This window comes from Paraburkholderia sp. CNPSo 3281 (assembly GCF_024206515.1).
In the GTDB taxonomy this organism is placed as follows: Bacteria; Pseudomonadota; Gammaproteobacteria; order Burkholderiales; family Burkholderiaceae; genus Paraburkholderia; species Paraburkholderia nodosa.
The window spans coordinates 154,952-179,778 of the sequence record NZ_JAMBPS010000010.1 but is presented as its reverse complement, the minus strand read 5'-3'; the positions used below and the strand labels follow the sequence as shown (position 1 = coordinate 179,778).

The 24,827-nt window shown below is 64.5% G+C and carries 26 protein-coding genes and 2 pseudogenes; 16 read left to right on the top strand and 12 right to left on the bottom strand.

The genetic code is table 11. From position 1 onward, the window contains the following. The 3 genes from M3I56_RS14140 to tssJ all read left to right on the top strand — a co-directional run. A partial coding sequence (locus tag M3I56_RS14140; RefSeq protein ID WP_302056827.1) for a type VI secretion IcmF C-terminal domain-containing protein occupies nucleotides 1-1,555 on the top strand: 1,555 nt, incomplete at its 5' end. Continuing rightward, entirely contained in the window at nucleotides 1,552-3,411 is a 1,860-nt protein-coding gene (tssF, locus tag M3I56_RS14135) for a type VI secretion system baseplate subunit TssF (protein WP_254354474.1), read from the top strand. The genes M3I56_RS14140 and tssF, both read left to right, overlap by 4 nt. Before the next feature lie 26 nt (nucleotides 3,412-3,437). Continuing rightward, nucleotides 3,438-3,938 (top strand): type VI secretion system lipoprotein TssJ, encoded by a 501-nt coding sequence (gene tssJ, locus M3I56_RS14130; RefSeq protein ID WP_254354473.1) that lies wholly within the window; start codon nucleotides 3,438-3,440, stop codon nucleotides 3,936-3,938. A 164-nt stretch (nucleotides 3,939-4,102) separates the two neighbouring features. On the opposite strand, the pseudogene M3I56_RS14125 reads toward tssJ, so the two are convergent. After that, nucleotides 4,103-4,504: pseudogene (locus M3I56_RS14125) on the bottom strand (LysR substrate-binding domain-containing protein); the annotation flags it as partial. Here M3I56_RS14125 and M3I56_RS14120 point away from each other — a divergent pair. The 5 genes and pseudogenes from M3I56_RS14120 to M3I56_RS14100 form a co-directional block, all read left to right on the top strand. Beyond that, nucleotides 4,471-4,761 (top strand): annotated as a pseudogene (locus M3I56_RS14120) (MlrC C-terminal domain-containing protein); the annotation flags it as partial. The pseudogenes M3I56_RS14125 and M3I56_RS14120 overlap by 34 nt on opposite strands. 218 nt (nucleotides 4,762-4,979) lie before the next feature. Then, entirely contained in the window at nucleotides 4,980-5,300 is a 321-nt protein-coding gene (locus M3I56_RS14115; protein ID WP_254345253.1) for a DUF4148 domain-containing protein, read from the top strand. 123 nt (nucleotides 5,301-5,423) lie between these two features. After that, a complete protein-coding gene (locus M3I56_RS14110) occupies nucleotides 5,424-5,825 on the top strand; it encodes a PPC domain-containing DNA-binding protein (protein ID WP_254354472.1) in 402 nt (133 codons plus the stop codon). A 163-nt stretch (nucleotides 5,826-5,988) separates the two neighbouring features. Continuing rightward, nucleotides 5,989-6,432: a hypothetical protein gene (locus M3I56_RS14105; RefSeq protein WP_028203826.1), complete on the top strand. Its 444-nt coding sequence runs from the start codon at nucleotides 5,989-5,991 to the stop codon at nucleotides 6,430-6,432. 89 nt (nucleotides 6,433-6,521) lie between these two features. Then, complete coding sequence (locus M3I56_RS14100) at nucleotides 6,522-8,636, top strand: phosphocholine-specific phospholipase C (RefSeq protein ID WP_254354471.1); 2,115 nt, start codon at nucleotides 6,522-6,524, stop codon at nucleotides 8,634-8,636. An 80-nt stretch (nucleotides 8,637-8,716) separates the two neighbouring features. Here M3I56_RS14100 and M3I56_RS14095 read toward each other — a convergent pair whose 3' ends face one another. After that, nucleotides 8,717-9,010, bottom strand: a complete 294-nt coding sequence (locus M3I56_RS14095; RefSeq protein ID WP_254354470.1) for a hypothetical protein — start codon at nucleotides 9,008-9,010, stop codon at nucleotides 8,717-8,719. A gap of 46 nt (nucleotides 9,011-9,056) precedes the next feature. Continuing rightward, complete coding sequence (locus M3I56_RS14090; RefSeq protein WP_254354469.1) at nucleotides 9,057-9,566, bottom strand: Spy/CpxP family protein refolding chaperone; 510 nt, start codon at nucleotides 9,564-9,566, stop codon at nucleotides 9,057-9,059. 221 nt (nucleotides 9,567-9,787) lie between these two features. Between M3I56_RS14090 and M3I56_RS14085 the strand changes: the two genes are divergently transcribed. Continuing rightward, complete coding sequence (locus M3I56_RS14085) at nucleotides 9,788-11,068, top strand: phospholipase A (protein WP_254354468.1); 1,281 nt, start codon at nucleotides 9,788-9,790, stop codon at nucleotides 11,066-11,068. A 43-nt stretch (nucleotides 11,069-11,111) separates the two neighbouring features. Here M3I56_RS14085 and M3I56_RS14080 read toward each other — a convergent pair whose 3' ends face one another. Then, a complete protein-coding gene (locus tag M3I56_RS14080; RefSeq protein ID WP_254354467.1) occupies nucleotides 11,112-11,489 on the bottom strand; it encodes a VOC family protein in 378 nt (125 codons plus the stop codon). Between the two features lie 149 nt (nucleotides 11,490-11,638). Between M3I56_RS14080 and M3I56_RS14075 the strand changes: the two genes are divergently transcribed. Next, nucleotides 11,639-11,905: a DUF2934 domain-containing protein gene (locus tag M3I56_RS14075; protein WP_254354466.1), complete on the top strand. Its 267-nt coding sequence runs from the start codon at nucleotides 11,639-11,641 to the stop codon at nucleotides 11,903-11,905. 61 nt (nucleotides 11,906-11,966) lie between these two features. Here M3I56_RS14075 and M3I56_RS14070 read toward each other — a convergent pair whose 3' ends face one another. Further along, nucleotides 11,967-12,230 (bottom strand): hypothetical protein, encoded by a 264-nt coding sequence (locus M3I56_RS14070; RefSeq protein ID WP_254354465.1) that lies wholly within the window; start codon nucleotides 12,228-12,230, stop codon nucleotides 11,967-11,969. Between the two features lie 271 nt (nucleotides 12,231-12,501). Here M3I56_RS14070 and M3I56_RS14065 point away from each other — a divergent pair, with 271 nt between their 5' ends. After that, on the top strand, nucleotides 12,502-13,290 hold the full coding sequence (locus tag M3I56_RS14065) for a hypothetical protein (protein WP_254354464.1): 789 nt from the start codon (nucleotides 12,502-12,504) through the stop codon (nucleotides 13,288-13,290). 10 nt (nucleotides 13,291-13,300) lie between these two features. On the opposite strand, the gene M3I56_RS14060 is transcribed toward M3I56_RS14065, so the two are convergent. The 5 genes from M3I56_RS14060 to M3I56_RS14040 all read right to left on the bottom strand — a co-directional run bounded on the left by M3I56_RS14060 (nucleotide 13,301) and on the right by M3I56_RS14040 (nucleotide 17,704). Further along, nucleotides 13,301-14,971: a tannase/feruloyl esterase family alpha/beta hydrolase gene (locus M3I56_RS14060; RefSeq protein WP_254354463.1), complete on the bottom strand. Its 1,671-nt coding sequence runs from the start codon at nucleotides 14,969-14,971 to the stop codon at nucleotides 13,301-13,303. Next, nucleotides 14,968-15,744, bottom strand: coding sequence for an OpgC domain-containing protein (gene opgC, locus M3I56_RS14055; RefSeq protein ID WP_302056837.1), 777 nt, complete (start codon nucleotides 15,742-15,744; stop codon nucleotides 14,968-14,970). The genes M3I56_RS14060 and opgC overlap by 4 nt, the downstream gene beginning before the upstream one ends. Nucleotides 15,745-15,815: 71 nt before the next feature. After that, the gene (locus tag M3I56_RS14050; protein WP_254354461.1) at nucleotides 15,816-16,292 is read right to left on the bottom strand and encodes a VOC family protein; all 477 of its coding nucleotides are present in this window, start codon (nucleotides 16,290-16,292) and stop codon (nucleotides 15,816-15,818) included. Nucleotides 16,293-16,391: 99 nt separating this feature from the next. Further along, nucleotides 16,392-16,661 carry a hypothetical protein gene (locus M3I56_RS14045; RefSeq protein ID WP_254354460.1) on the bottom strand — a complete coding sequence of 90 codons (270 nt, stop codon included), beginning with the start codon at nucleotides 16,659-16,661 and terminating at the stop codon, nucleotides 16,392-16,394. A gap of 125 nt (nucleotides 16,662-16,786) precedes the next feature. Next, the gene (locus M3I56_RS14040; protein ID WP_254354459.1) at nucleotides 16,787-17,704 is read right to left on the bottom strand and encodes an AraC family transcriptional regulator; all 918 of its coding nucleotides are present in this window, start codon (nucleotides 17,702-17,704) and stop codon (nucleotides 16,787-16,789) included. Between the two features lie 194 nt (nucleotides 17,705-17,898). Here M3I56_RS14040 and M3I56_RS14035 point away from each other — a divergent pair, with 194 nt between their 5' ends. Continuing rightward, nucleotides 17,899-18,798, top strand: coding sequence for a DMT family transporter (locus M3I56_RS14035; RefSeq protein ID WP_254354458.1), 900 nt, complete (start codon nucleotides 17,899-17,901; stop codon nucleotides 18,796-18,798). A gap of 6 nt (nucleotides 18,799-18,804) precedes the next feature. On the opposite strand, the gene M3I56_RS14030 is transcribed toward M3I56_RS14035, so the two are convergent. Continuing rightward, nucleotides 18,805-19,653, bottom strand: coding sequence for a hypothetical protein (locus M3I56_RS14030; protein WP_254354457.1), 849 nt, complete (start codon nucleotides 19,651-19,653; stop codon nucleotides 18,805-18,807). 549 nt (nucleotides 19,654-20,202) lie between these two features. Between M3I56_RS14030 and M3I56_RS14025 the strand changes: the two genes are divergently transcribed. The 3 genes from M3I56_RS14025 to M3I56_RS14015 all read left to right on the top strand — a co-directional run bounded on the left by M3I56_RS14025 (nucleotide 20,203) and on the right by M3I56_RS14015 (nucleotide 22,670). After that, a complete protein-coding gene (locus M3I56_RS14025) occupies nucleotides 20,203-20,592 on the top strand; it encodes a hypothetical protein (protein ID WP_254354456.1) in 390 nt (129 codons plus the stop codon). 215 nt (nucleotides 20,593-20,807) lie between these two features. After that, a complete protein-coding gene (locus M3I56_RS14020) occupies nucleotides 20,808-21,311 on the top strand; it encodes a DUF2844 domain-containing protein (protein ID WP_051481414.1) in 504 nt (167 codons plus the stop codon). Nucleotides 21,312-21,362: 51 nt separating this feature from the next. Then, nucleotides 21,363-22,670, top strand: a complete 1,308-nt coding sequence (locus tag M3I56_RS14015; RefSeq protein WP_254354455.1) for a DUF3443 family protein — start codon at nucleotides 21,363-21,365, stop codon at nucleotides 22,668-22,670. A gap of 76 nt (nucleotides 22,671-22,746) precedes the next feature. Here the strand turns inward: M3I56_RS14015 and M3I56_RS14010 are convergent, their stop codons facing one another. Further along, nucleotides 22,747-23,619 carry a LysR family transcriptional regulator gene (locus M3I56_RS14010; protein WP_254354454.1) on the bottom strand — a complete coding sequence of 291 codons (873 nt, stop codon included), beginning with the start codon at nucleotides 23,617-23,619 and terminating at the stop codon, nucleotides 22,747-22,749. Between the two features lie 104 nt (nucleotides 23,620-23,723). On the opposite strand from M3I56_RS14010, the gene M3I56_RS14005 reads away from it, so the two are divergent. Further along, entirely contained in the window at nucleotides 23,724-24,797 is a 1,074-nt protein-coding gene (locus tag M3I56_RS14005) for an alkene reductase (RefSeq protein WP_254354453.1), read from the top strand. The last annotated feature ends 30 nt before the right edge of the window (nucleotides 24,798-24,827 follow it).

Below are 24,827 nucleotides of genomic sequence, written 5' to 3'. Positions count from 1 at the left end.
GACCGCCGTGGAGGGTGCGGTTGACGCGACGCAGGCTGCAGTCGAAGCAAGGAGGAGCGCCGACGAGCTGAAAAAGCGCCTGCGCGAACGGTATTTCGCGGACTACACGGCAGCCTGGGCGACCATGCTCAACAGCTTCCAGTGGCTCGCGGCGACCAGCTTCTCGGGGGTGATCGACCAGCTCACGCGTCTGACCGATGCGCAGACCTCGCCGCTGCTCGCGGTCATGAAGTCGGTGCAGTACCAGGGCGAGGCGGGCCGTCCCTCGCAGGCGCTGACCGACACGCTCGTACGCAAGGCGCAGGGGTTGCTCGGTGGGGGCGATAGCGATCAGACGCAGGCTCCCGTTGTGAATCCGCTCGACCGCTCGTTCGGCCCGCTGCTCGCGCTGATGGGCGACGCGAATCCGCCTGCGGCCAGCGGCAATGCGGGGAACGCTCCGGGCGCCAATGCCGCCGCGTTCAACGGCGTCAGCCTCTCCCGGGTGCTGACCGCCGATACGACCGTGCGGCTCAAGCTCCAGCAGATCCAGGCGAGTCCCGATGCGCAGGCCATGGCGCGCAGTCTCGCGCAGGCAGTATTCCAGGGCAAGCTCTCGGACCTCTCGCAGGCGCGCGACGACGCGGCGCTGACTGCCGCGAGCCTGGGCGCGCAGTGGGCGGGCTTCGGCCAGGCGATGTTCGTGCAACCGCTCGACGCCGCATGGCAGGCCGTACTCCAGCCCGCCGCCGCGAGCCTGAACGAGGCATGGCGCGCGGGCGTCGAGGCTCCCTTCGCCTCGTCGTTCGCGTCGCGCTATCCGTTCGCGCCGACGAGCGCCGACGCGTCCTTTGCTGAGTTTGGCCGTTACGTGCGGCCCGATACCGGGCTGATCAACCGCTTTATCGAGCTTGAGCTGTCCGGCGTGCTCAAGCGCCAGGGCGACCAGTGGGTACCGAACGAACTCGCGCCGCAGTCGCTCCAGTTCGATCCGAAGTTCCTCGCCATGCTGCGACTCATCGGGCCGCTCGGCGCGCGTCTCTATGCGCAGGGCGAGGCGGGTTATCACTTCGGGATCATGCCGCAGCCGACGCCGGACGTTACGCGCACGGAATTGACGGTTGATGGTCAGCAGATCGTCTACTTCAACCAGCATGAGACGTGGACGCCGCTCGCGTGGCCGGGTAACGGTCTGAGCGGCCATGCGTCCCTGACCTGGCAGACGCTCAACGCGGGTGTACGGATCGCATTCGATGCGACCGGCGACTGGGCCCTTCTGCGGATGCTCGAAAAGGCGCAGGTCAAGCCGCTCGACGATACGCGCTACGAACTCGTCTGGAATGGAGGAACGGCTGGCGATGCCGCGAAGGCTGCTTCTACGGCCTCCGGTGACGTTACGGACGGCAAGGTGGCGCCATTGCGCTACGTACTGCGAGCGCAGGCGGGATCCGGACCGCTCGATCTGCTGAAACTGCGAGGCTTGCGCATGCCCGGGCGCATCTTCGTGACGGGCCGCGCCGGTGCGATCTCCGGATTGCCATCACTGCCGCCCTTACCCCCGGAGTCGCAGCCATGACGGCACCGTGGAAATCCACACAACAGGAAGGCGCAAACCCGTTCCTGAGATATTTCGACGCCGAGATGCGCTACCTGCGCGAAACCGCTCGCGAGTTTGCGCACGACCAGCCCGAGGCCGCGCGGCGCCTGGGCATGCAGTATGGCCAGGAGAACGACCAGGTCCGCGCGGTCAACGAAGCCTTCGCATTCGTGATGGCGCGTCTGCGCATGAAGCTCGACGACGGCATGCAGGAGCTGACCGATCCGCTTCTCGACAATATGTTCGAACACATGGCGCGGGCGATTCCGTCGCTGTCGATCATCGAATGTACGCCACTGAACAGGGGCTCGAAGGTGGCGCAGATTCCCGCTGGGGCCGTGGTGCGCTCGGCGCCGGTCGGTCCCGATCGGGTGCAGTGTCCGTTCCGCACGACGCAGGCAGTCGCGCTGCTGCCGCTCTCGGTCGAGGATGCGGGGGTGGCAGTACGCGCCGACGGGCGCACGGTTATCCGCCTGGCGTTCGGTCTCTGGTTTGGAGACCAGCGTGAGGCTGTCGACCTGTCGCGCATCCGCCTGTACCTGCATGGCGACCGGCCTGCCGCCGCCGCGCTGTACGCGGCGCTCACGCGCCAGGTCGCCTCGGTCGGACTGCGCCTGCCGTTGGTGCGCGACGGCTCGCTGCTGCCGCTCGACGGGGTGCGCTTTGTGCCGGCGGGGTTCGGTCCGTCGACGCGGTTGTGGCCGGTCGCGGACTCCGCGCGCGACGAGTCGGTGGACCGCGAGCAGACACTGCTGGAGTATTTCGTGTACCCGCAGAAGTTCCACTTCGTCGACCTGTGCGGCTTCGACAGCACGATGGTGCCGGCAGGCGAAACGCGCATGATCCTCGAGATCGAACTGGACGGGCGTATGCCTGGCGACCAGCCGATAGGGCGCGAGAGCTTTCGCCTCTTCTGCACGCCCGTGATCAACCTGTTCGAGGTCGATGCACGGCCGCTGCAGCCCGCCGACTGGCATGACAAGGAGCACCGCGTGCGTGTGCAGCCCGCCGTGGAGCGTCACGTCGAACCGTACGACCTGCTTGAGGTGACCGCCGCAGACCCGGAGGGCAGCGCACGGTACGCTTACAGGCCGTTCAGGAGCTTCAGGCATCGCGGCTGGATGCTGCACTACGAGAAGCCGGAACGGTACTTCCGTACCTCAACGCGCTACGGCGTGGTGGGGCAGGAGCTGTGGGTGACCCTCTCAGGGCAGCTCTGGGCAGGGGCGTACCGCCACGCACCGGACGATGACTCGCGTCCACGGCCCGACCGCCATGTCACGGTGCGTGCGCTCGCGAACAACGGACGCCTGCCGCGCATGGCGCTTGCGGAGGCAGCGATCACGGAGACCGTCACGGGTTTCACCGGCATCGCGTCGGTGCGCAACGTGACGGCGCCGAGCCTGCCGCAGTATCCGCCGCGCTACTACGCGGGTTACGACTGGCGCGTGCTTGGCCACTACACCGCGAACGGTGCGAATGAATTCAACCGGATGCTGATGGAGGGCGCGCCGGTACTGCGCGAGATCCTCGAACTCTACGACTGGACGCCTGACGACGCGGTACCGCAGCGCATCGACGCGATCCGGACCGTGCATTTCTCGGAGGACCAGGAAATCCTGCAGCATGGTTACGTACTGCGGATCGTGCGCATCCACGTTGACCTTGACGCGGGCGGCTTCGACGGACCGGGCGACGCGGTCCTGTTCGGCGACGTGCTGAACCACTTCCTGGGACGTTACGCGAGCGCGCAATGTTCCATGCAAGTGGTACTGACCATCGACGGCAAGCAGACGGTGTATCCACGTACCGACTTTAAGGGGGCACCATTCTGATGCGTGCTGGAATCCATACCGGAATCATGCGCAGTGCGCTCGGCGTGGGTCTCGCGCTGACGGTTTCTGCGTGCGGCATGTGGCAGTCGGTCAGGGACGGGACCGTGCATGCCGCGCGCGCGGTGTTCGAGACGAAGGTCGAACAGATGAATCTTGTCATCACGGCACGCGGCGCGCTGAACCAGGACGTGCGCGGCGCTTCGCTGCCGGTCGTGCTGCGCATCTACCAGCTCAAGGATGACAAGCCCTTCGCGACTGCGACCTATGCGCAGCTGCTGGAGGGCAACGATGCGCTGAAGGCCGCAACGCTCTGGAGCCGGGACGTGACGCTGGGCCCGGGGCAGACGCTGAAGGTGTCGGAGCCGATCGGCGCCGCGGCGAACTATGTGGGTGTCGCGGCGTTCTTTTGCGACACGGCGAACACCGAATGGTCCGTGCTGGTGCCGAAATCGCAGTGGAAGAAGACCGACCCGGTGAGGCTGGTGGCAGCGGAGCGCACGCTGGAAATCGACTCGGGGAAACGATAAAGCCGCTGCACTGTCACGAGCCACAAGGATCGCTGGCGCGACGCGAACGGCGCGCCCCATGCGCCGTCGGGTGATCGTGGGCGGGATCGGCCACAACCTGCCGCAGTAAGTGCCGCAGGCCTTTGCGCAGGCCGTGGTCGACGTGAACGCCTTCCCGCCCGCCTTTATCCCTCCGGCTGAAACATCGTCATGCGCTGCAGGATCCAGTCGAGCAACTCATGCGCGGCCGCGACGAGCGGCCGCCCCGACTTCACGAGCACGCGCGCCTTCGTGCCTTGAAAGAGCGCGTGATCGATCGGCACGGTCACGAGTTCGCCGGCCTCGATCTCGCGCGAGGCGGCAAATTCGCCGATCAGCGTCGCGAAGTTTTCCACGGCGACAGAACGCTTGAGCGCGGTAAGCGAATTCGTGGTGAGCGTCGCGCGTATCTCGATGTTTTCCGCGAACGCCATCATGTTCGCGAGATGGCCGATGCCGAAAGTGCCCGGCATCAACGCGAGCGGCCACGCAAGCAGGTCGTCGATCGTCGCGGGCGTGCCTGCGCATCGACGGCGTGCGGATCGCGGTCAGCTCGGTCAAGATGCAGATTTTCGACCGCAATCTGTATCGCGCGGCGGGTATCCAACCTGAGCGGATGAAGATTCTGGTGAACAAGAGTTCGGTCCACTATCGCGCCGATTTCGACGCCATAGCCTCGGCGCATCTCGTGGCGAAGGCGCCTGGCCCCATGGCCGCCGACCCCGCCGATTTGCCGTGGCAACGCATCGATACGCGCCTGCGCCTGCGTCCGAACGGGGTGTCGCTGAGCGAAATGCGGGAGTAATGCGGGAGTAGGGAGGGTTTTGTATCGTTGTGTATCCACCGTGGCTACGGACAAGGAGGCTTGCAAAAGCAGGGGTTCGCGGAAACAAGCGGGATACGTGCGGGAGTTCAAATACACCCATGCCAGTCAGCGACGTCACCAGGCAGACATCGAAAAGACTGGACGCACGAGCCACGCAATCGTGGTCCGACATAACTCATTGCTTACAGGTGGATACCATGAAACTCATCAAGTCGCTGATCGTTGCTGCTGTTGTCGCTGTTCCCGTCGTCTCCTTCGCACAGTCGGCCGAGCCGCTCACGCGTGCCCAGGTCCGCGCCGAACTGGTGCAGCTCCAACAGGCTGGCTACAACCCGGCGGCTGACTACAACGACTATCCGCAGCACATCGAGGCCGCCGAAGCGAAGGTGAGTGCGCAGAACGGCGCGGCGGCATCGGCGTTCGGCGGCGTGGCGAATGGTTCGTCGGCAGCGGGCGCGCCCACGGCTTCGGCTCCTCACGACATTCCCGGCTTCGGTTCGCTCTACGCGCATCGGTGATGGGTGAGTGAAGGCGTGAGCGCAAGGGCGGCCCGCTTCGAGCGGGCCGCTGCACATGGTGCGACTTGCCTCATTCTCCGTCCCGGCCTAACCTGTGCCGGATACGACGACCCCGAGCCCAGCATGCAAATCCATCCCATACGGCTGTCTCCTGGCGACGATCTGCGCGTCGCCGTCGAAGGCTTGCTGGGCCAGCAAGCCTCGCATGCGGCTTTCGTCATTCAGGGCATCGGCAGCCTGAGCGTCGCGCAGTTGCGATTCGCCGGCGCCGAAACGCCGACCGAATTGCGTGGCGACCTCGAAATCCTCACGCTCGCGGGCTCGGTGTCGCCCGATGGCGCCCACCTGCACATGTCCGTGTCCGACGCGCAAGGCTGCGTGTTCGGCGGCCACGTCGCGCGCGGCTGCACAGTCCGCACCACGGTAGAACTGCTGCTGGTGCTGCTGCCCGGCCATCGTTTCTCACGAGAGCTCGATTCCTCGACCGGATACCCGGAACTGCAGATCCGCAACGCGCCAGGCTGATCCGCTTGCGCCGCCATGCGAGCGGCCTCACGCGCCGTCACAAAATTTAAAAGCGGCTTCGCTATGCTTCGGCGTTGCCTCGCCGCTGCCTGTGCTGCGCGCGAGGCCCCGCTCGGGCCGCTCCTCGAGCCGTTGTTGTGCCTCTATCTGGACGGAGACTTCGATGACGGTCGAATCCGCGCCGGCGCGCTTGCCATGGCAAGGCGCGTCGCGCAGACGTTTGAGCCTGCCCGCTGCATTCACGACGATGCGTGCGCCCGCCATGCTGCTTGCATGCGCAGCAGCACTGTGTGCGCTTGGCGCATGCAGCGCACGCGATAGCGACGCGCGCGCCGCGCTCACCACGAACGCTGTACGCGAACTCGCGCAGGCGCAGCCAGGCAGCAACCCACAGAGCCCGCCGCTCGCCAATGCATTCACGCTGGCCTCGGATGCGAGCGCATCGAATCTCCCAGATAGTGCGAACAGCATGGCAAACGCCGGCGTAGCCTTGCCCGCGAACGCCGTACGCTCGCCGGCGAAGCCACCCGCCGGCGGCAGCGCGCAAGACACACAAGCCGCGCAGATCGAACCGCTTGTCACACCTGTCATCCACACAGCCGATTGACGTACCCGGCCGCGCGGCGTTGCCGCCTGCTGCCCGTCAAGGCGGCGTGCTGTGCGTGCCTTTCTCAACCTGAAGATGGAAACCACAAGATGACCTCGAGAAGCCGCCGTGACTTTCTCCGCACCGCCGCGATGAGCGCCGGTTCGGCCACCGCCCTGACGATGCTGCCGCAGGGCATCCGCAATGCGCTCGCGATTCCCGCGAACAATCGCACGGGGAGTCTCCGCGATGTCGAGCACATCGTGATCCTCATGCAGGAGAACCGCTCGTTCGATCATTACTTCGGCACGCTGCGCGGCGTGCGCGGCTTCGGCGACACGCGCGCGATCACGCTGCCCACCGGCAAGCCGGTGTGGAACCAGCCGCTCGCGGCCGGTGCGGGCGAAGTGCTGCCGTTCCATCCCACGGCGGCCAACCTGGGCCTGCAGTTCATCCAGGATCTGCCGCACGACTGGACCACGACGCACGCCGCCTGGAACGGCGGCCGCTACGACCAGTGGGTGCCCGCCAAGGGCACGACCACGATGGCCTACCTCACGCGCGACGACATTCCGTTCCACTATCAGCTCGCCGACGCGTTCACGATTTGCGACGCGTACCACTGCTCGACGATGACCGCGACCGACCCGAACCGCTACTACATGTGGACCGGCTGGGTGGGCAACGACGGCAGCGGCGGCGGCCCGGTGATCGACAACGCGGAAGCCGGCTATGGCTGGTCCACGTATCCCGAAGTTCTGCAGAGCGCGGGCATCACGTGGAAGATCTATCAGGACGCGGGCGAAGGCCTCGACGCCAAGGGCTCATGGGGCTGGACGGGCGACAATCCGTACATCGGCAATTACGGCGACAACTCGCTCCTGTATTTCCATCAATACCAGAATGCGCAGCCCGGCAATCCGCTGTACGACCGCGCACGCACGGGCACGAACGTGCTGGCAGGCGGCGGCTATTTCGATGTGCTCAAGCAGGACGTGGCGAACAACGCGCTGCCGCAGGTCTCGTGGATCGTTGCGCCCGAGGCGTACTCGGAGCATCCGAACTGGCCCGCGAACTATGGCGCGTGGTACGTCGACCAGGTGCTGCAGATCCTGACGTCGAACCCGGACCTCTGGAGCAAGACCGTGCTGCTCGTGAACTACGACGAGAACGACGGCTTCTTCGATCACCTGGCGCCCCCGTTTCCGCCGGCTTCGAGCGCGAACGGCCTCTCGACCGTCGACACGACGAACGAAATTTTTCCGGGCAGCAGCACGTACGCGGGCGGCCCGTATGGCCTCGGACCGCGCGTGCCGATGCTCGTCGTCTCGCCGTGGTCGCGCGGCGGCTGGGTGTGCTCGGAGACGTTCGACCATACTTCCGTGATCCGCTTCATCGAGAAGCGCTTCGGTCTGCATCACGACCTGCGTGAGCCGAACATCACGCCGTGGCGCCGCGCCGTGTGCGGCGACCTCACGTCGGCATTCAACTTCGCCACGCCTAACGCGGCGATTCCCGCGCTGCCCTCCACGACGGGCTATGCGCCGCCCGACAAGCTCCGTCATCCCGACTACGTGCCGGTGCCGCCGGTCGTGGGCAGCGTGCCGAAGCAGGAAGCGGGCGTGCGCAACGCGCGCGCGCTGCCGTACGAGCTGTTCGTGCGCTTCGATGCCAATGCCGGCTCGGGCGACGTCACCACGCGCTTCGTCAATTCGGGTCGCGCCGGTGCCGTGTTCCTCGTCTACACGGCGGGCAGCACCGACGCGCCGCGCACCTATACGGTCGAAGCCGGCAAGCATCTGCAGGACAAGTTCGCGATTGGCGTGAGCGGCGCATACGACTTCAGTGTGCATGGGCCGAACGGGTTTCTGCGCCGTTTCGCGGGCACGCAGGTCAAGACGGGCTGGTTCGGCGGCAACGAAACGGCGCGCCCCGAAGTGGCCGAGGGCTACGACGTGGCGAACGGCAACCTGCAACTGCGCCTCGAGAACAAGGGCGGCGCGCGCTGCCAGTTCACGATCGTCAACGCGTATGACGCGGGCACGAAGATCCAGCGCACCGTGCCCGGCGGCGACACCGAGCAGCTCTATCTCGACCTGCGCAACGCGCACGGCTGGTACGACCTGACGATCACGGTCGATAGCGATGCGACGTTCGTGCGCCGCATTGCGGGCCACGTCGAGACGGGCCGCCCGAGCTATAGCGATCCCGCACTCGGCGCCTGATACAGCTGAGGCGTGAGGTGAGCCACGGCTTTCGCGAGCCGTGGTTTTTTTGTTTACTGCGTAGTCGAGCAGGGGGGCCTCTAGCGCCAGCGTGGCGGCGGCGGTCCCCAGCCGGGATGCCGGACGTGTCTCGGACCCATGAAATGCGGAGGACGGTGCCACGGTGAAAAGGCGTGGCGCGAATACACGACGGGAGGCGGCCACATCGGCGCGGCGGGATGCATGAAGAATACGGGCGGCGGCGGCGCGTAGAACGCCCCCGGAATACCGATGCCCACGCCCACATTGACGTTCACACGCGCCTGTGCGGTTTGCATCGCGCACAGCGTCGTTGCGATACAAAGGAATGCAAACTTCAACACACGGAGTTTCATCGCCGATCCTCCGTCGCGAGCGCGCGTTGCCAGCGCTCGCGGCTGGTTATTTCGTGTGCGCTTCAGTGGGCCGGAAAGCGGCGTCCGCAAGCTTCTTCTGCGAGTCGGGCATGGCCGCGTAAAGTGCCGAGAAGGCATCGAGCATCGCCTTGCTGCCGTCGGCATTCGCCTGGGCGATCTGGTTCCACGATTGAAGGTTCTCCACCGCGGTTTGCTGCTGGGCACTATCGTGCCGCTGCTGAATCAGATCATCCACCGTTTTGGCGCTATTGCGCATGACGTCGGCCACTTTCGCCCACTGATCCTCTTCTGCGGGAGTAATCTTCAGTTCGGCATGCAATTCCTTCACGCGGTCGTCGACGGTTTCAACGTGATGCTGATGCGACGACGCAGCCGGAGCGCTGGCCTGCGCCCAGCACGTGGAAGTGCCGAGCAGGGCTAGCGCAAGCAGGACAGGTTTCATTGTCAGCCCTCGCGAAAAGCATTCGCCGGCAATGGCCGGCAAGTCAGAACGAACCGTTTTGATCATAGCAGCGGCGGCAAGCAATTTCGGCATCCTCTATGTAACAGCGAATAACAGGGAATAGGGCGCGATTCCCGAGTGCACCACGCTTCACTCGCAGAAAAGCATCGGCTGGATTCGCCGCGCGGCGAATCATTCTGGCGATACAAGGAGGCAACGTGGAGAGTCGAATGGCATCTTGCAGGATTTCCGCTTCCCGTTCCGAACAAGGCGTCCGGCTGCCTTGGGCAAGGCTGGCGTGCCTGACACTGGCCGTGGCCACGCTTGCGGGCTATATGCCGGCGAGCCGCGCCGCCGTGTCGATCATGCGGCCGCCGCGCGAGGCCAGGTCCGACGAGCCGCTCGTGGTGACGATCGTCTACACGGGCGACACGCCTACCGGCACCTCGGTCGACGTGCCGCGCACCCTGAGCATTACGCTCACCAACGGTGAGCAGTTGCCGCGGGCTGTGCTGCTCACGCGCGAATCCGGCGCGCCCGAGCATGTGCGGCTCGCGGCTGGCGAAATGAAGGCGGTGAGTTATCGCGCGCCCTGGCCCGAGTGGGCGCGCGGCGCCGTGCGAGTGGACGTGCCCGGCGTGGACGTTTCGCCTTCAGTGGTCCTGCTCACGCGCAAGCCGCGCGAAGCCACGGCGAATGCGCCCGCGCCAGCCCCTGCAACCGCGGCCGCGGCGGCCGTTGCGCCCGCATCCACCCCGCTGGCCATTGGGTCCGCCGACGGGCCGATGGCGGGCAACGAGTCGCTCGCCGCACAAATGCCGCCTTCGACTGTGAAGCCTTCGAATTCGCTCGTGCCCGAGCTTGGCACTTTCCTGGCAGGCCGTCTTTCTTTCTACCAGCCGAACTATTTCGCGGACGGCTGGTCCTCGAGCGATGCGGATCTCGCAAGATTCCAGATCAGCATCAAATTTCGCTTTGTCTTGCCGGACGATCCGCGTTCACGCGGTTTCCTTGACAACCTCTATTTTGCCTACACGCAGACTTCGCTCTGGGATATCCGCGGGGATGAGTCGCCGTTCCACGATACGAGCTACATGCCCGCGCTTTTCTACTACCTCGAGGACACGGGGTGGCGGACCAACTGGTTCACCCGGATGGGCATCGAGTCGGGCTACGAGCACGAGTCGAACGGGACCGCCGGTCCCGGGTCGCGCGGCGTCGACATCATTTACGTGAAGCCGATCTGGGATTTCGGCGACCTCAACGCCAACCACCTGACCATCGAGCCGAAAATCTACGCCTACGAGCACATCCAGGAGACGAATGGCGATATTGCCCACTATCGCGGCTATGTCGATCTGCTGTTCAAATATGGCAGCCCTGACGGCTGGCAACTCGCGACGACCCTGAGAAAGGGCACGAGATCGACCTATGGAAGCGTCGATGTGCAATTTACATACCCACTCGCCAAGCTATTCGGCAATGCATGGGGCGGGTATCTGTTTCTCAACTATTTCAACGGCTACGCCGAGGATCTTCTCGATTACAACCAGCACCGCTGGGCGGCGCGCATTGGTTTCGCCGTGTCGCGTTGATAGGGCGTGCGGATGTTAGGAAACGCTTGTGGTCGAGCGTTGCTCAAGCCATGGATTGACCCACTACGAACCTGTGGCCATCCGGTGTGGCCACGGTGCATTCGCGCATGCCGTACGGGCGATCGACCGGAGGCTGCAGGACGATGGCCCCTTTCTGCACGATTTCCTGATGTAACGCGTTCACGTCGTCGACTTCCAGATAACCAAAGTAGCTATGGTCTCCCGTTGCCGCTGGGGACAACGCATCGGGGCAATGGCCGAGCATGATCCGTACGTCGCCCCTCGCGACGATGCGCCAGTCGGTCGAGTCGGCCCAATCCACGCGAAAGCCGAGCATGTCGCGAAAGTATGCGGCGTTGCGCTCGAGGTCCTGGACGGCAAGGACGAAAGCGAAGGGACGTAGCGTGTTCGTTTCGGTCATGAGCGATCTTCTTCAACAGGGATTCGATGAGAGTGGCGTAAGTATGACGCACGCGTCGGGCACCGTGTTTGCTCGCTGCACAGGCAGCGCGCCATCGGCAACCCGGGCCAGGCGGTTGCAGCACTGCTTACGCGCGCACATTGGAGGGAATGACCATGGATGACCAACGGGAAGAGCGCGTTCGCCGACGCGCTTATCAACTCTGGGAAGACGACGGCGCGCCGGAAGGTCGGGCGGATGAATACTGGAGCCGCGCCGAAAAACAGGTTGCCGCCGAATATGACGCAGAAGGAGAAACGTCGCGTGTCGCCAGCGATCAGGCCGGCAAGCGCCGCCTTGCCGGCGAACCCCTGCAGGAAAGCGACGCCATGCCGCCGAACGAACTGGCGCACGACAAGCGGCGCGGCGGCGGGTGAAATCACGCATGTGCCGCGCTTCAGGCCAATGGCATGCCAGCCGGCGCGATCTGTTCGCCCATCAATGATGCGCGAACAGATCGTTGCGGCCCTCGTGTGACATGAATGCGCCGTGGCGCGACGTTTGCGCCACCGAGGCATTCGACGTGCCCGAGCTTTCCATCCCATAGCCGGAGTCGTCGGTGCGTTGCGTGCTGGCGTGCTGCGGGTTTGCCGGTTGCTGCATCTGTCTGGTTTGTGCCGCGGGTTCGGTGTTCTGTGCGAAGACGGCGGGGGACAATACGACGCCGATCGAGACAATAGCAGTAGCAAGTAGAAGTTTCATGATGTACGACTCCAAATAATAAAATTGATTCGGATGACTAAAAAATGCGCGGATTGCAAAAACGTTTTTGCAGACGCTCATTCGTTCTTGCGCAGTCCGATCCTTACGGCGCATGTCCCCAGACTACGCAGCCAACCTTAGAGTTTGCTTATGCGCAGGCAACGGTTCGCGTTTAGCGCATATTCAGCCGTGGTTAAGGCTTAGTTAAGCAACGGCAGTTTATAGTCCCAGGTTGTTTCGTTCCGCCCCTCATGCGGCGCAAGGAGTATTCATGTCCACCACCACGCAAAGTCTCATCGAAGATGCGGTCAGCAAGGTCCCCGCCGTGACGTTCGGCTTCTGGATCATCAAGATTGCTTGCACCACGCTCGGCGAAACCGGCGGTGACTGGGTGACGATGTCACTGAATCTGGGCTATCTGGTCGGCACGCTCATTTTTTTCGCGTGCTTCGTCGTGCTGGTTACGGCACAGATCCGCGCACAGCGCTTCTACCCGTGGCTCTATTGGGCGACGATCGTCGCCACGACCACGCTCGGCACGACGCTCGCCGACTTTTGCGACCGCTCGCTCGGCGTAGGCTATCCCGGCGGCGTATCGATCATTCTCCTGTTGCTCGTGGCCAGTCTCGCGATCTGGTACCGCGTGGAAGGCACGGTTTCGATCGAGAGCGTCGCGACGCCGCGCGTCGAGTGGTTTTACTGGATTACGATCCTGTTTTCCCAAACGCTCGGCACCGCGCTGGGCGACTGGGTGGCGGGCGAAGACCGCGGTGGCCTTGGCGTGGGCTACGAATACGGCGCTGCGATCTTCGGCGCGGGTCTCGTTGTCGTGGCGCTGCTGTGGTTGTGGCCGCGCGTGTCGCGCACGGCGATTTTCTGGTTCGCGTTCGTGCTCACGCGTCCGCTCGGCGCGACGCTGGGCGATCTGCTCGACAAGCCTGTCGCCGATGGTGGCCTGCACTTCAGCCGCTTTTACGCGTCCGCGCTGCTGGTGATCTTTATCGTCGGCTGCATCGTGGTGCTGCCTCAGCGTGCCGCTAGCCGGACGCGCGACGCGTAGCGCGCATGGGTCATTGCGGCATCACGCACGTGAAACTGGTCGCGCGATTCAGATTGCCCTTGCCCAAGTAGCGCGGAAACGCCGGGTAGCGGCACAGCGGCCGCGTGCGGCCGTTCGTGGGCTGGGCAATGTCGGTCGTGAACAGCGTTTCCGGCGCGCTGCCGCGCGTGACCCAGTCGTCGAGCGCGCCGAGCAGATCGACGGATGGAATGAACACACCGTTGCCGTGCTGATAGCCCGGCACCATGTAAAGCCGCATGAAGCTGTCCACGCGCTCTTCGCCGTAGCGCTCCACCAGCCCCTGGTAATACGCGATGGTCTGGTTCGGGCTGATGACCTCGTCGGCGAGTCCCTGCAAGGTGATGAGCTTGCCGCCTCGTGCGATGTAGCGCGACACGTCGGGATTCATCGCGCCGATCGTCGTCGACAGCGTAAAGAGCCGCTCGCGGTAACGGCCGGGATGCATCACGTCGAAGTTCGTCGAATCGAAAGTCGGGTCGTGCGTGATGAAGTATTTGAGGTAGGCATCGCCCTGCGCGTACAGGTAGCCATTGGTGACGAACCCCAGCTGGGTCAGCCGCTGTGGTGAATGCGCAAGACCCAGCATGCTCGTGAAGCGCGTGCCCTGGAAGACGTTGTAGCCGCGATACGTGTCGGTATTCCAGGCAAGCGCGTAGGGCAGGCGCAGGCCGTCGCGCAAGCTTTCCAGCGTCGCGATCTGCGGCGGCGTGAGGCAGTCGTCGGGGGCGTGCTGGCGATCCGTCTGATCCTGTGAGGAGCAACGCAGCGAGTCGATGATCTCGGGCTCTTTCGCGCGGCAGGCTTCGACGTCGCTGATGAGGCCGTCCGCCGCGCCGTCGAGCGTATCGCATACCTGCATCACGCGCTCGTACACATGCTCCAGCAGTTGCGGCGACAGATAGCCGCCCGGCGTGCGGTATTCGTGCTGGCCCACCACGACGCCTGTCAAGCGCACGCCCGAGAAGTTCAGCGCGGGCGAATTCGCGATCACGCCGTCGTAGTCGTCGGGATAGCGCTGGATCACGGTGTAGCCTTCGCGGCCGCCCGTCGAGCCGCCCGCGAAATACATGTGCTCCGGCGGCCGCCCATAGCCCAGCGTGATCAGTGCGAGCGCAACGTCATGCGCCTTCTTCAGATGCGCGTAGCCAAAGTTGGTCACGGCTTCTTCAAGTAGTCCGAAGTTGGCCTCCGACGACGTGCCGTTGTGGCCTGAATCGTCACCGAAGGTCGCATAGCCGCGCGCGAGCGGCGCGCGGTCGGGCGAGAAGCGCATCGGGCCGGTTCCCGTCACCACGACGCCGCTGTAGCCGCCACCGCCGAATTGCAGCGCGCGGCCGTTCCAGCGGCTCGGCAGGTTCACTTCGAAGTGGATGTCCGGCGTCCCGGCGCTCTGGGCGCGGATCACGCCGGTCAAGCGGCAGAAGTCGCCGTTGAGATTGCCTGTGGCGGTCGCGGAGATCATCGCGGCGCTCTGCACGAGCGCACCGTTGGTCGGCAGGCCGATGCTCGCGGGCGGCAGTAGCGCGCCGGCAAGGTCGGTGCAATGCAGCGGCAGCGAAGGCGTGTGCTGGGCGAAAGCGGGGCCGCTAGCGATGAGCGTAAGCGTGGCGATGGCGATCGCCTTGAGGGATTCGAGTGCGCGCGTGCCCCGTCGTATCATCCGCAGCCGGCTCCGTTGACGCGCGCACGGGCCTTCTCCTTCTGGCGCCCGAGCGTGCCGCGCCAGGCCCTGGCGAGCATGAGCGTCGCGCCGATCGCGACGATGTCGCCGGCCAGCGCGGCCACGAACGCCGGCGCACCGTGCAGCGCGTGTGGCGTGGCCGTTCCGACGATCACCGAGATCAGCGTGCCGCCGACGAAGCACACTAGCCCGGTGCGGCCCACGGTCACGACGGCGGGCACGCGCGCGGCGATCCGCGCGATCGTGCCGCGATGGACGAAATACGCCGCCACCATGGCAATGCCGATAAAGTTGACGACGCGCGCGAAGGCCAGATGCTGTTTCATTGTCCCAGGTATGGGTTGAGTCAGGACGAACCATTTAACCGCCGCGAACAGCACCACCGCGGCGAACGCGCATCGTACCAGCCAGCGCGCGGTTTGCGAGGTCCTGAAGCCGGGCGGAACCGGGTGCAGCCGGCAGAGCATGCCGAATACGAACATCAACTGCCACGCAAATGGGTTCAACGGCCAGTTCGCGAACGTGCTCGCGCCGACGAGCGCAGCCAGCAGCGGCGCGAAGGCCCAAAGCAGCAGGCTGCAGACCAGCGTGGCGAGTGGCGCGCGGCGGGCGAAGGGCACTGCAGCGGGCACGCACAGCGCAAATATGACATACATCGGCAGCACGCTCGACAGATACGGCTGGCGGGCGAGCAAGACGACGTGGAAGGTTTCGCGCACCGGATGCGTGGCAAACGACGCCCAGCCGCTCAGGTCATGCTGGCGCCATCCGTATGCCAGCTATGCGGCAACGGGATGGCGACCGCAGGACTCCGGCGTGCCGCTTACTTCGCGGCAGCGGCGCGCTCGATTGCGGCGATGTCGATCTTGCGCATTGTCATCATCGCTTCCATCGCGCGCTTGCCGGCCTCGCGATCGGCACCGAAGACGGATTCGAGCAGGCGCTTCGGCGTGATCTGCCACGAAAATCCCCAGCGATCCTTGCACCAGCCACAGTCCGACTCCTCGCCGCCGTTGCCGACGATGGCGTTCCAGTAGCGGTCGGTCTCTTCCTGGCTGTGGGTCTCGACCATGAAGCTCACGGCCTGGTTCGCCTGGAAGTTGGGGCCGCCGTTCAGGCCCACGAAGCGCCGGCCGAGCACCGTGAATTCGACCACCAGTTCCGCCCCCGCGCCGATGCCGGGTATCGGGGAAACATGGCCAGCCCCGACATGGCTGTCCGGAAACGTCGCGGCATAGAACTCCGCCGCTTCGCGTGCTCTACCGTCATCGAACCACAGGCAAGTCACAAGCTCCGCCATCACGATCTCCTTTGACAAGGCGCCTCATTGCCGGCGCGTAGCGCCCATTGTGACAAAGCCTCGGCCGTATGGGGGATTTTTGCTGGTGGAGCATCGCGGCTAGTCGAGGCAACGTTCGATTGCGAGGGACTGGGCGGACTGGGTGCTGTGCGAATCGATCTTTCCGCTCTTCGAATGTGATTCGGACTGCGATGCAAGACACAGTGCAAGATTGGCGCGGGTGCTGTCTGGCCCGAACATGAGCGCAAGCGTGAACGCCATGACTGCCGCAACCAGAATCGCGACGCCGCGCAAGATTGCGCGCAGAGCGGGCGAGAAGGGGGCAATCGCGCTCAAGCGCGAAGTCTGTTCGACGATGGTTCTGAACATGGCGGGCTCTTTTCAGTGAACGTCGAAGGCATGACGTCACGATAGGCAGGCCCGGTAGACGCGACAAGACCCAGTGGTGCCTCAAAACATGGGGCCACGCACGGACGGGATCGAGGGACATACGACTACTTCAGGAATGCTTGACGATAGACATTCGGTGCGGCGCCGAACGCGTCGCGAAAGCGATGGCTGAAGTGGCTCGCGTTCGCGTACCCGCACTCTGCCGCAATCTGCGCGAGCGGCAGGGCGGTCGTGCGCAGCAGCAAGCGGGCCCGCTCCCGACGCTGGGCGGCGATCCACGCATGCGGCGGCAGCCCGAACGAGGCGCGAAACATGCGCGCGAGATGATACTCGGAAAGGCACGCGACATCGGCCAGTGCGCCGAGCGTCAGTGTCTCGCTCAGGTGGGCGTCGATATAGTCGCGCAGGCGCCGCCGTGTCGATACGGCGAGCCCGCCCCTGAGGGCCGCGCCTGCGCGCCGCACGCCCTGGCTGCGCAGCAGCAGGCTCAGCACTTCGTGTGCCGTTTCGTTGCTGCGCAGGAGTCCGTCTGGATCGGCCCAGTTCTCGTTGGCCAGCGCCTGGCAGAGCACGGCAATGCGCTCGTCTTCGAAATACGTGCGATCGGCCAGCGTGAGTTCGCGCGGTTCCCGGTCGAGTTCGCGCACCGCGCGCTGTGTGAAGTGCTCGGGGAGGAAATACAGATGCATGAAATGCATGTGGCCGCGCACCCACCAGCGCGATTCATGGTCGCCGGGCAGCGCGCACAGGCGGCTTGGCGCACCGTATACGCCGGGCAGCTTCTGCCGCTCCGTGCGGTAGCCGCCGTCGAGATAGCACGACAGCGTGTGATGGCCCGGTCGGTCATAGACGGTTTCGGCCTCGCGCGTGACGCGCGTCCAGACGGCGGCCGCAAACTGGTCGCCGAGCCAGGCAAAGCGCTCCAGCGTCGCATTGGCCGCGCTCAGCGTGCGGCACACCGAATGCAGCCCAAAGGGCGTCTCGGCGAGAGCGGGCGCGGGAAGCGGCACCTGGGCGTTCATGGTCGGGGCGGCGGGCTGCAAGTCGGCGATGGGGTCGTCAAAGCGGTTGTAAAAGCAGGTTTCCGAAGTATACGCTCGCGCCCCGGCAGTTGCTGGCCGTGGCAGGGCGCAGGCAAGAAATGCGCAATCCTGGACAAGTCCGCGCCGCCCCCGTGCGCCATAGTTGGGGCATCGACTCGAGGTCCTTTCCGGCAATGAATCTTTTACTCTACGTGCTCACCGTCCTGATCTGGGGCACCACCTGGATCGCTATCAAGTGGCAGCTTGGCGTCGTGCCCGCGCCTGTCTCGATCGCCTGGCGTTTCGGGCTCGCGGCGCTCCTGATGTTCGCGCTGCTGGGCGTGATGCGCCGCCCGATCTGGCCGCCGCGCGCGGCGTGGCGCTATCTCGTCGCCCAGGGGCTCGCGCTGTTCTGCCTCAATTTTCTGTGCTTTTACTATGCCGAGAACATCGTGCCGAGCGGGCTCGTCGCCGTGGTGTTTTCAACCGCGCCGCTGCTGAATTCGATCAACGGACGCATTTTCATGGGCCGGCCGCTGCAACCCACCGCCGTGGGGGGCGCCGTACTTGGCCTGATCGGGATCGTCTGCCTCTTCCTGCAGCAGATGGCCGGCCATATCGGCGACCAGACCGCGTGGCTCGGGCTCGCCGTGGCGTTTCTCGGCACGCTGTGTTTTTCCACGGGCAATCTGCTGTCGAGCCGCATGCAGTCGATGGGGCTCAATCCGCTCGTCACGAATGGCTGGGCCATGCTGATCGGCACCGCTGTGCTCGTGGCCGGGAGTGCCGTTGCCGGATTGCCGTTCAGGCTCGAAATGGATGCGCGCTACCTCTGCGCGCTGGCCTGGCTCGTCGTGGCAGGATCGGTGATCGGGTTCACGGCCTATCTGACGCTGGTTGGCCGGATCGGGCCCGAGCGCGCCGCGTATTGCACGGTCTTGTTCCCGATCGTGGCGCTGGCGGTTTCGACGGTCTACGAGGGCTACCGCTGGTCCTTGCTCGCCGTCGTCGGGCTTTTGCTGGTCGTTTCTGGCAACCTCGTGGCGTTCGACCTGGCGCGGCGCCTGTTCACGCGGCGCGCCCCGGCTGCGTGAGAAGCTTCAGCGGGCCGGGCTGGCCTTGAGTGTGTTGGCGTAGCGCCGGTATAGCCAGGCGGAACACGGCGCGCCAATGTAGAGCGCGCCGAAAGCGGAGAGCGCCGTAGTGGGCGCGCTGAACGTATTGAGCGTGTTGAGCGAAGCGAGACCCTGATGCCGCGACGCGAGTTCGTAGGCGGCGACCAGGACCCAGGTTGGCAGTCCGGCGCACCACTGTGTGAGCCAGAGGCTCCAGCAATGCCCGCGCGTATCGGTCCAGACTTCCCGTATCCTGAGCGTGCCACCCATGGCGACATGCGTGTGCAGCAGGCTCAGCCGCGTGAGCACGAAACAAGTGAGGCCTCCGGCAAACAGCACGAGACCTGCCCCGACGAACGCTATCAGGATGCGCGCCTCGACAGGATGCAGCACAATCGCGATTTTCGCTGTGTGAGCGAGCCCGATCATCAGCCCGATATACAGCGCCATGGCGAGGCAGATGGGCACCAGCGCCAGGCAGACGAGCAGCGGCGCGAGCATGGCCAGTCCCCAGGTGCAGCCAAGAAATCGCCAATAACTCGGCGCCGGGATCGGCTGCGCCTTCGGCGAATCATTGTCAAGCAATACGAAGCGTATGGCGTGCATGATGAGAAGCGAAAATAGTGCGCTGTCCATCAGTGTGAAGACGCCCAACGGGACGTAGGTGAGGAGCCGGAACGGCGGCGTGCTGTCGGGGCGCAGTCCGTTCATGACGGACGACGACAGCCACGCGTAGAGCGGGAGCAAAACCGCAAATACGGGGCGGTGGCGGAAGTATCGCCAGCCGTCGCGCCATGCGCCCTTCACGCACTGACCAAATGTGATCGACTCCATTCGAACCCCTTGCGCGTTGTTTTTTTGCGGTCGCCTCGAGGCGCCAGTCAGGCGTTTATGTGTTTTGCATCATTCGCCGCTGGCCCGGGCGGCCGCGTCGATTGTGACGAGCGGCGGGCTGGGAGTATGTGGGATGGCAGACCAAACCTTCCCGTGGCTGATGCAATTGAATTTCGGATGCCTTCATTTTTATTACAAAAGAAGCCGCCTTCATTAATTGATCGCTTGCGCTAAAGATTCGTCTGACGGTTGCCGATACCCTCGGATGAGCAGATAAATATGAATGCAAACACGCGGCGTGCCAGCCGCTCCGGGGTTACCGCGTACGCCCGCGCCTGCGGGGACTGAAACGAATGCAAAGCCGATGGCCTGTCTGCGCGTGCGGCCCACGCCCGCGCGCTTTTCACCCCCGCACTCAAACCCGATGGCACGGCCACGACTCCAGCGGGCGGATAAGGCTATGGCATTGCGGAGAATGCGGAATTCGTCCATTGCGTCGCGCGGTCAGCGCCGGGGACAGGGACAAGACAAAGACGGGAGAGGCCAGTAATGAAGGTTCACGCTAGTGCGCTCACGCTGCTGCATTGGCTGGCGCAACGCGAAAGTGCGTCAGTCAGCGAAATGACTGCGTCGGGATTGATGAGTTCACGCGAAGCCTCGGATGTCGTTCGCTACGCCATGCGCAACGGCGCCGCCGAGCGCGTCAACAAGGGCGCGAGTGCGCGAGGAACCGCGCGCTACCGCTCGACCGGCGTGCCTCTGCCGGAGCCACGGACAGCACCGGCCGGCGCGTCGTTCGAAGGCTTGCTGAGCGCATGGGGAATCGCTAAGGAGCCGCCCGACCTTCCCGCGGTGCGTACGCGCGTTTACCAGATCGAAGATAACGGCCAGGATAATCGAGGCGGAGATCGCCTCGGCAGACTAAAGCTCAATGATTGAAACCGACTGCGAGCAAATTGGGGCGACTGGGGAGACTAGAGAAATGGATACACCGTTCTGCGGACCGTATGCGCCGCGAGGCATTCCGGGTAATTTCCGGGACGCCCTGGCGTGAAGTAAGGGTTCGATTCTCGCCGTTGATTTTCGCAAGGATGGCAACGGCAAACCCGCGCCGATGTGCGCGATAAAACCAACCATAAAAAGGTTCTCTCCTGATGTCGAATCAGATCTTGCACGTCGCGCTTTGCGCGGCGTTCAGTTGCGCCGCGCTGGGCGCGGCGGCACCTGCCTCGGCTGCACTCGGCGGCATGCCCACGCCCGCGCCGGCTGGAGCTGTCTCCAGTTCGGCCAATGCGGCCGTCGTCCATGCTGCATCGGACGTCGCCGGTACCACGAGCGCCGCCTCGTACACGGTGACGCAAACGACTTTCGCGACCGGCACGGTCGTGCGTGAGTACGCCACGGCGGCGGGAACGGTATTCGGCATTGCGTGGAGTGGGCCGATCATGCCGAATCTCCCCGTACTGCTCGGCACCTACTTCACGCAATACGACAGCGCGCGCGTCTCGCAGCGCACGGCTAATCCGGGCCGTGGTCCGCTGAGTGTCGAGCTTCCCAATCTTGTCGTCCATTCCGGCGGCCACATGGGTGCGTTCTCCGGGCAGGCCTACCTGCCGCAGTCGTTGCCAGCTGGCGTGAGCGCCACCGACATCCAATAACAAACAAAAACAAGGCGAACCATGTTGATTATCAATGGGAAACTGGCCCGAATGCTGGCCGCATTCGGTCTGGCGGCGGCTGTCGCTCTCGTCGCGGGTTGCGGCGGCGGCGGATCGGGCAATTCGTCGGCGAGCACGTCGACAGGCAGCGGCGGCACGGGCGGCACCGCCAACAGCACGGGCGGCACGGTCCTCGCTGCCGGCGCGCCGGTATCGAGCTTGCCCGCGACGCTCGCGAGCAACCAGGTTGCCGTGACCGTGGCGTCGGGCGTCAAAAACGCTCCGAACATTCCGACGGTCAGCGTCACGATTTGCGTCCACAACTCGACCACTTGCCAAACGATCAACAACATTCAGGTCGATACGGGGTCATGGGGGTTGCGACTCACGCTGGATGCGCTGAACAGCACCATGCAGACCGCGTTGCCGGTCGAGACGGCGAGCGGCAAATCCGTTGCCGAGTGCTTCGGTTTCGCCGACGGCAACGCCTGGGGTTCCGTTCGTACGGCGGATGTGACGATCGGCGGTGAAACGGCTTCGAGCGTGCCCATCCATGTCATGGGCGATCTGCCGCAAACGGCAGCCGGCGGCACTAACAACAGCTGCGCAACTGGCTCGCTCAATGACACGTCGTCGTCAATCGCCGCGCACGGTATTCTCGGCATCGGCCCCGCGGAATACGACTGCGGCAATGGCTGCGCGACCCCGCCGAACGGCGTCTATTTCGGCTGCACGGGGTCGGGGAGTTCGACGAGCTGCACGGACCTGGGGGTAGCGGAAACGGCGCAAGTGACGAATCCGGTCCGGTTGTTCCCGATCGACAACACGGGTGTGATCCTGAACATGCCGGCCGTGACGTCGTCGGGCTCGACGAGCGCGACCGGGTTCCTGACGTTCGGCATCGGTACGCAATCGAACAATGCTGTGCCGACTTCCGGCATTCAGAAGCTCACGACCGACCATTATGGCAACGTGCAAAGTGCATCGCTGAGCGGTACGAGCGTGTCGGCGGCATTCTTCGATACAGGCTCAAACGGGTTGTTCTTCCCCGACAGCACATTGTCATCGACGATGTGCAAGCTCGCGATCGGCTTCTACTGCCCGACTTCGACGGTGTCGCGGACGCCTTCCGTCACAGGGTTCAACGGCACCAGCGTTTCGGCTGGGCTTAGCATCGCCAACGCGCTGAGTTTGTTCGAGGACGGTGGCTTCGCGTACGCAAACGTCGGCGGAATCATGACGGGCGTCGCCTTCGATTTCGGCATGCCGTTCTTCTATGGCCGCACTGTGTACGTCAATTACGATCCGAACACCGACGGCAATTCTGGCGTTGCCACATCGGCCTACGTCGCCTTCTAAACCGTAGTGCCGTATCCGCGAGCGGCCGCAGCACCGCTCGCGGATGTCTCAGCGGTCATGTGTCCTCGGCGGCGAGCTACCGCGCCAGCCGCTCCCGCAGAAACTCGATGAAGCGCTGCGTCTTGGCTGGCAGCAGACGCGTTTCCGTAATGGCGTAGACCGGCGTGGGCGTGCCATGCCACTGCGGCAAAATCTGCCGCAACGCTCCACTGGCCACTTCGTCGGCCACGATTTCTTCCGGCACCAGCACGATGCCCATATCGAGCGTAGCGAGGCGGCGGATCATGCCGACGCTGTTGAGCGTGAAGCGTCCACCCACCTTCACCGTGCTCGTGCGCTTGGCGTCGTGCAAGGTCCACGTGTCGGCCTTCAGGATGCCCAGGCATTCGTGCTGTTCCAGCTCGGCCGGTTTGCCAGGCTCGCCCGCGCGCTCGAGATAGCCCGGCGACGCATAAACGTACGGCGTGAGCGACGCCAGCGGACGCGCAATCAGTTGCGAGCTTTCGGACTCCCCCATGCGGATCGCCACGTCGAACGGATCGCTCACCAGATCGACGCGCCGCGGATTCAGTTCGAAATCGAAAGTGATGGCGGGGTACAGGCCGGCGAATTCGGCGATCAGGGGTGCGAGGTAAGTGACGGCGAAATCGACCGGAAACGAGGCCCGCAGCACGCCGCTGGGCTGCGCGACCATGTGGCCTAGCTGCTCGTGCGCGAGGCGGGCTTCATCGACAATGCGCTTGCAGCGCTCGAAATAGATCTGGCCTGCTTCGGTCAACTCGATCTTGCGCGTCGTGCGATGCAGCAGGCGCAGCCCGATCGCCTTTTCCAGACCGCTGATTCGGCGCGAAATCGTGGAGTTCGGCATGCCCGTCACGTCCGCGGCACTGCGAAACCCCTTGGCTTTGACGACCTCGACGAACAAGGCCATGTCGTTCAGTAATTCCACCTTGACTGCTCCATGCACGGATCAATGATATCCAAATTACCATATTTATCCCAATCGTGAAGCAGGCGATGATGCACCCATCCAAACCAGTCGAGGTGATCATCATGAGCAAGCTTTTCGAATCCGTGCGCGTCGGGCGTTACACGCTGCCAAACCGCCTGGTCATGGCGCCCATGACCCGTTCGCGCGCGCTGGCCGACGGCACGCCCGGCGAACTGGCCGCCGAGTATTACGCCCAGCGCGCGAGCGTTGGCTTGATCGTCACCGAGGGCACGCAGCCTTCGGATGATGGCCAGGGCTACATCACGACCCCGGGCATTTATAGCGACGCGCATGTCGCCGGGTGGAATAAAGTCACCTCGGCCGTGCATGCGAGAGGCGGCCATCTCTTCATCCAGCTCATGCACGCCGGCCGCATGTCGCATCCCGACAATACGCGGCACCACCGCGTGGGCGTCGCGCCTTCCGCCATTGCGCCGGGCACGGCCATGTTCACGGCCAGCGGCATGCAGGACATTCCCGTGCCGCGTGCGTTGACCATCGAGGAAATCCGCCGCACCGTCCAGGACTTCCGTACCGCCGCCCGCCGCGCGGTCGATGCCGGCGCGGACGGTGTCGAAATCCACGGCGCGAATGCCTATCTGGTTCAGCAGTTCCTCGCGCCGAGCGCCAATACGCGTACCGACGAATACGGCGGCTCGATTGAAAACCGCGCACGCTTTGCGCTTGAAGTCGCGGCCGCCATTGCCGGGGAAATCGGCGCGGACCGCACGGCCATCCGGCTTTCGCCTGGCGCGACGCTGTGGGGCATCGACGAAGGCGCGCAAGGCCCCGATCTTTACCGCTATCTGGTGGCCGAACTCGACAAGCTGGGGCTCGCCTATCTGCACATCGCGCATCAGGGCGACGAGGCGCTGCTGGGTGACATTCGCAAGCTGTGGAAGGGCGCGTTGATCGTGAACCGGGCCGGCCGCCCGCGCGAACAGATTGGCGCCGATGCGGCCACGGGGCTGGCGGATCTGGAGTCCTACGGTCAGATGGTGCTGGCGAATCCGGATTTCGTCACCCGCCTGCAGCGCAACGCGGTGATGAACGCGGCGGATCGCAACGGCTTCTTTGGGGGCGCCGCGCAAGGCTATACGGACTATCCCAGCCTGAGCGAAGTGGCCGACGCCTGACGCGGCGAGCAGGCGCGGGGCGTGCGTTGC

Coding starts and splice junctions, on each gene's coding strand:
- M3I56_RS14060 (WP_254354463.1), bottom strand. CDS start 14,971: ATGATACGACGGGGCACGCGCGCACTCGAATCCCTCAAGGCGATCGCC.
- M3I56_RS14005 (WP_254354453.1), top strand. CDS start 23,724: ATGAGCAAGCTTTTCGAATCCGTGCGCGTCGGGCGTTACACGCTGCCA.
- M3I56_RS14080 (WP_254354467.1), bottom strand. CDS start 11,489: ATGACCGAAACGAACACGCTACGTCCCTTCGCTTTCGTCCTTGCCGTC.
- M3I56_RS14075 (WP_254354466.1), top strand. CDS start 11,639: ATGACCATGGATGACCAACGGGAAGAGCGCGTTCGCCGACGCGCTTAT.
- M3I56_RS14095 (WP_254354470.1), bottom strand. CDS start 9,010: ATGAAACTCCGTGTGTTGAAGTTTGCATTCCTTTGTATCGCAACGACG.
- M3I56_RS14065 (WP_254354464.1), top strand. CDS start 12,502: ATGTCCACCACCACGCAAAGTCTCATCGAAGATGCGGTCAGCAAGGTC.
- M3I56_RS14045 (WP_254354460.1), bottom strand. CDS start 16,661: ATGTTCAGAACCATCGTCGAACAGACTTCGCGCTTGAGCGCGATTGCC.
- M3I56_RS14015 (WP_254354455.1), top strand. CDS start 21,363: ATGCTGGCCGCATTCGGTCTGGCGGCGGCTGTCGCTCTCGTCGCGGGT.
- M3I56_RS14040 (WP_254354459.1), bottom strand. CDS start 17,704: ATGAACGCCCAGGTGCCGCTTCCCGCGCCCGCTCTCGCCGAGACGCCC.
- M3I56_RS14115 (WP_254345253.1), top strand. CDS start 4,980: ATGAAACTCATCAAGTCGCTGATCGTTGCTGCTGTTGTCGCTGTTCCC.
- M3I56_RS14025 (WP_254354456.1), top strand. CDS start 20,203: ATGAAGGTTCACGCTAGTGCGCTCACGCTGCTGCATTGGCTGGCGCAA.
- M3I56_RS14100 (WP_254354471.1), top strand. CDS start 6,522: ATGACCTCGAGAAGCCGCCGTGACTTTCTCCGCACCGCCGCGATGAGC.
- tssJ (WP_254354473.1), top strand. CDS start 3,438: ATGCGCAGTGCGCTCGGCGTGGGTCTCGCGCTGACGGTTTCTGCGTGC.
- M3I56_RS14105 (WP_028203826.1), top strand. CDS start 5,989: ATGACGGTCGAATCCGCGCCGGCGCGCTTGCCATGGCAAGGCGCGTCG.
- M3I56_RS14110 (WP_254354472.1), top strand. CDS start 5,424: ATGCAAATCCATCCCATACGGCTGTCTCCTGGCGACGATCTGCGCGTC.
- M3I56_RS14090 (WP_254354469.1), bottom strand. CDS start 9,566: ATGCCGAAATTGCTTGCCGCCGCTGCTATGATCAAAACGGTTCGTTCT.
- M3I56_RS14050 (WP_254354461.1), bottom strand. CDS start 16,292: ATGGCGGAGCTTGTGACTTGCCTGTGGTTCGATGACGGTAGAGCACGC.
- tssF (WP_254354474.1), top strand. CDS start 1,552: ATGACGGCACCGTGGAAATCCACACAACAGGAAGGCGCAAACCCGTTC.
- M3I56_RS14020 (WP_051481414.1), top strand. CDS start 20,808: ATGTCGAATCAGATCTTGCACGTCGCGCTTTGCGCGGCGTTCAGTTGC.
- M3I56_RS14035 (WP_254354458.1), top strand. CDS start 17,899: ATGAATCTTTTACTCTACGTGCTCACCGTCCTGATCTGGGGCACCACC.
- M3I56_RS14070 (WP_254354465.1), bottom strand. CDS start 12,230: ATGAAACTTCTACTTGCTACTGCTATTGTCTCGATCGGCGTCGTATTG.
- M3I56_RS14030 (WP_254354457.1), bottom strand. CDS start 19,653: ATGGAGTCGATCACATTTGGTCAGTGCGTGAAGGGCGCATGGCGCGAC.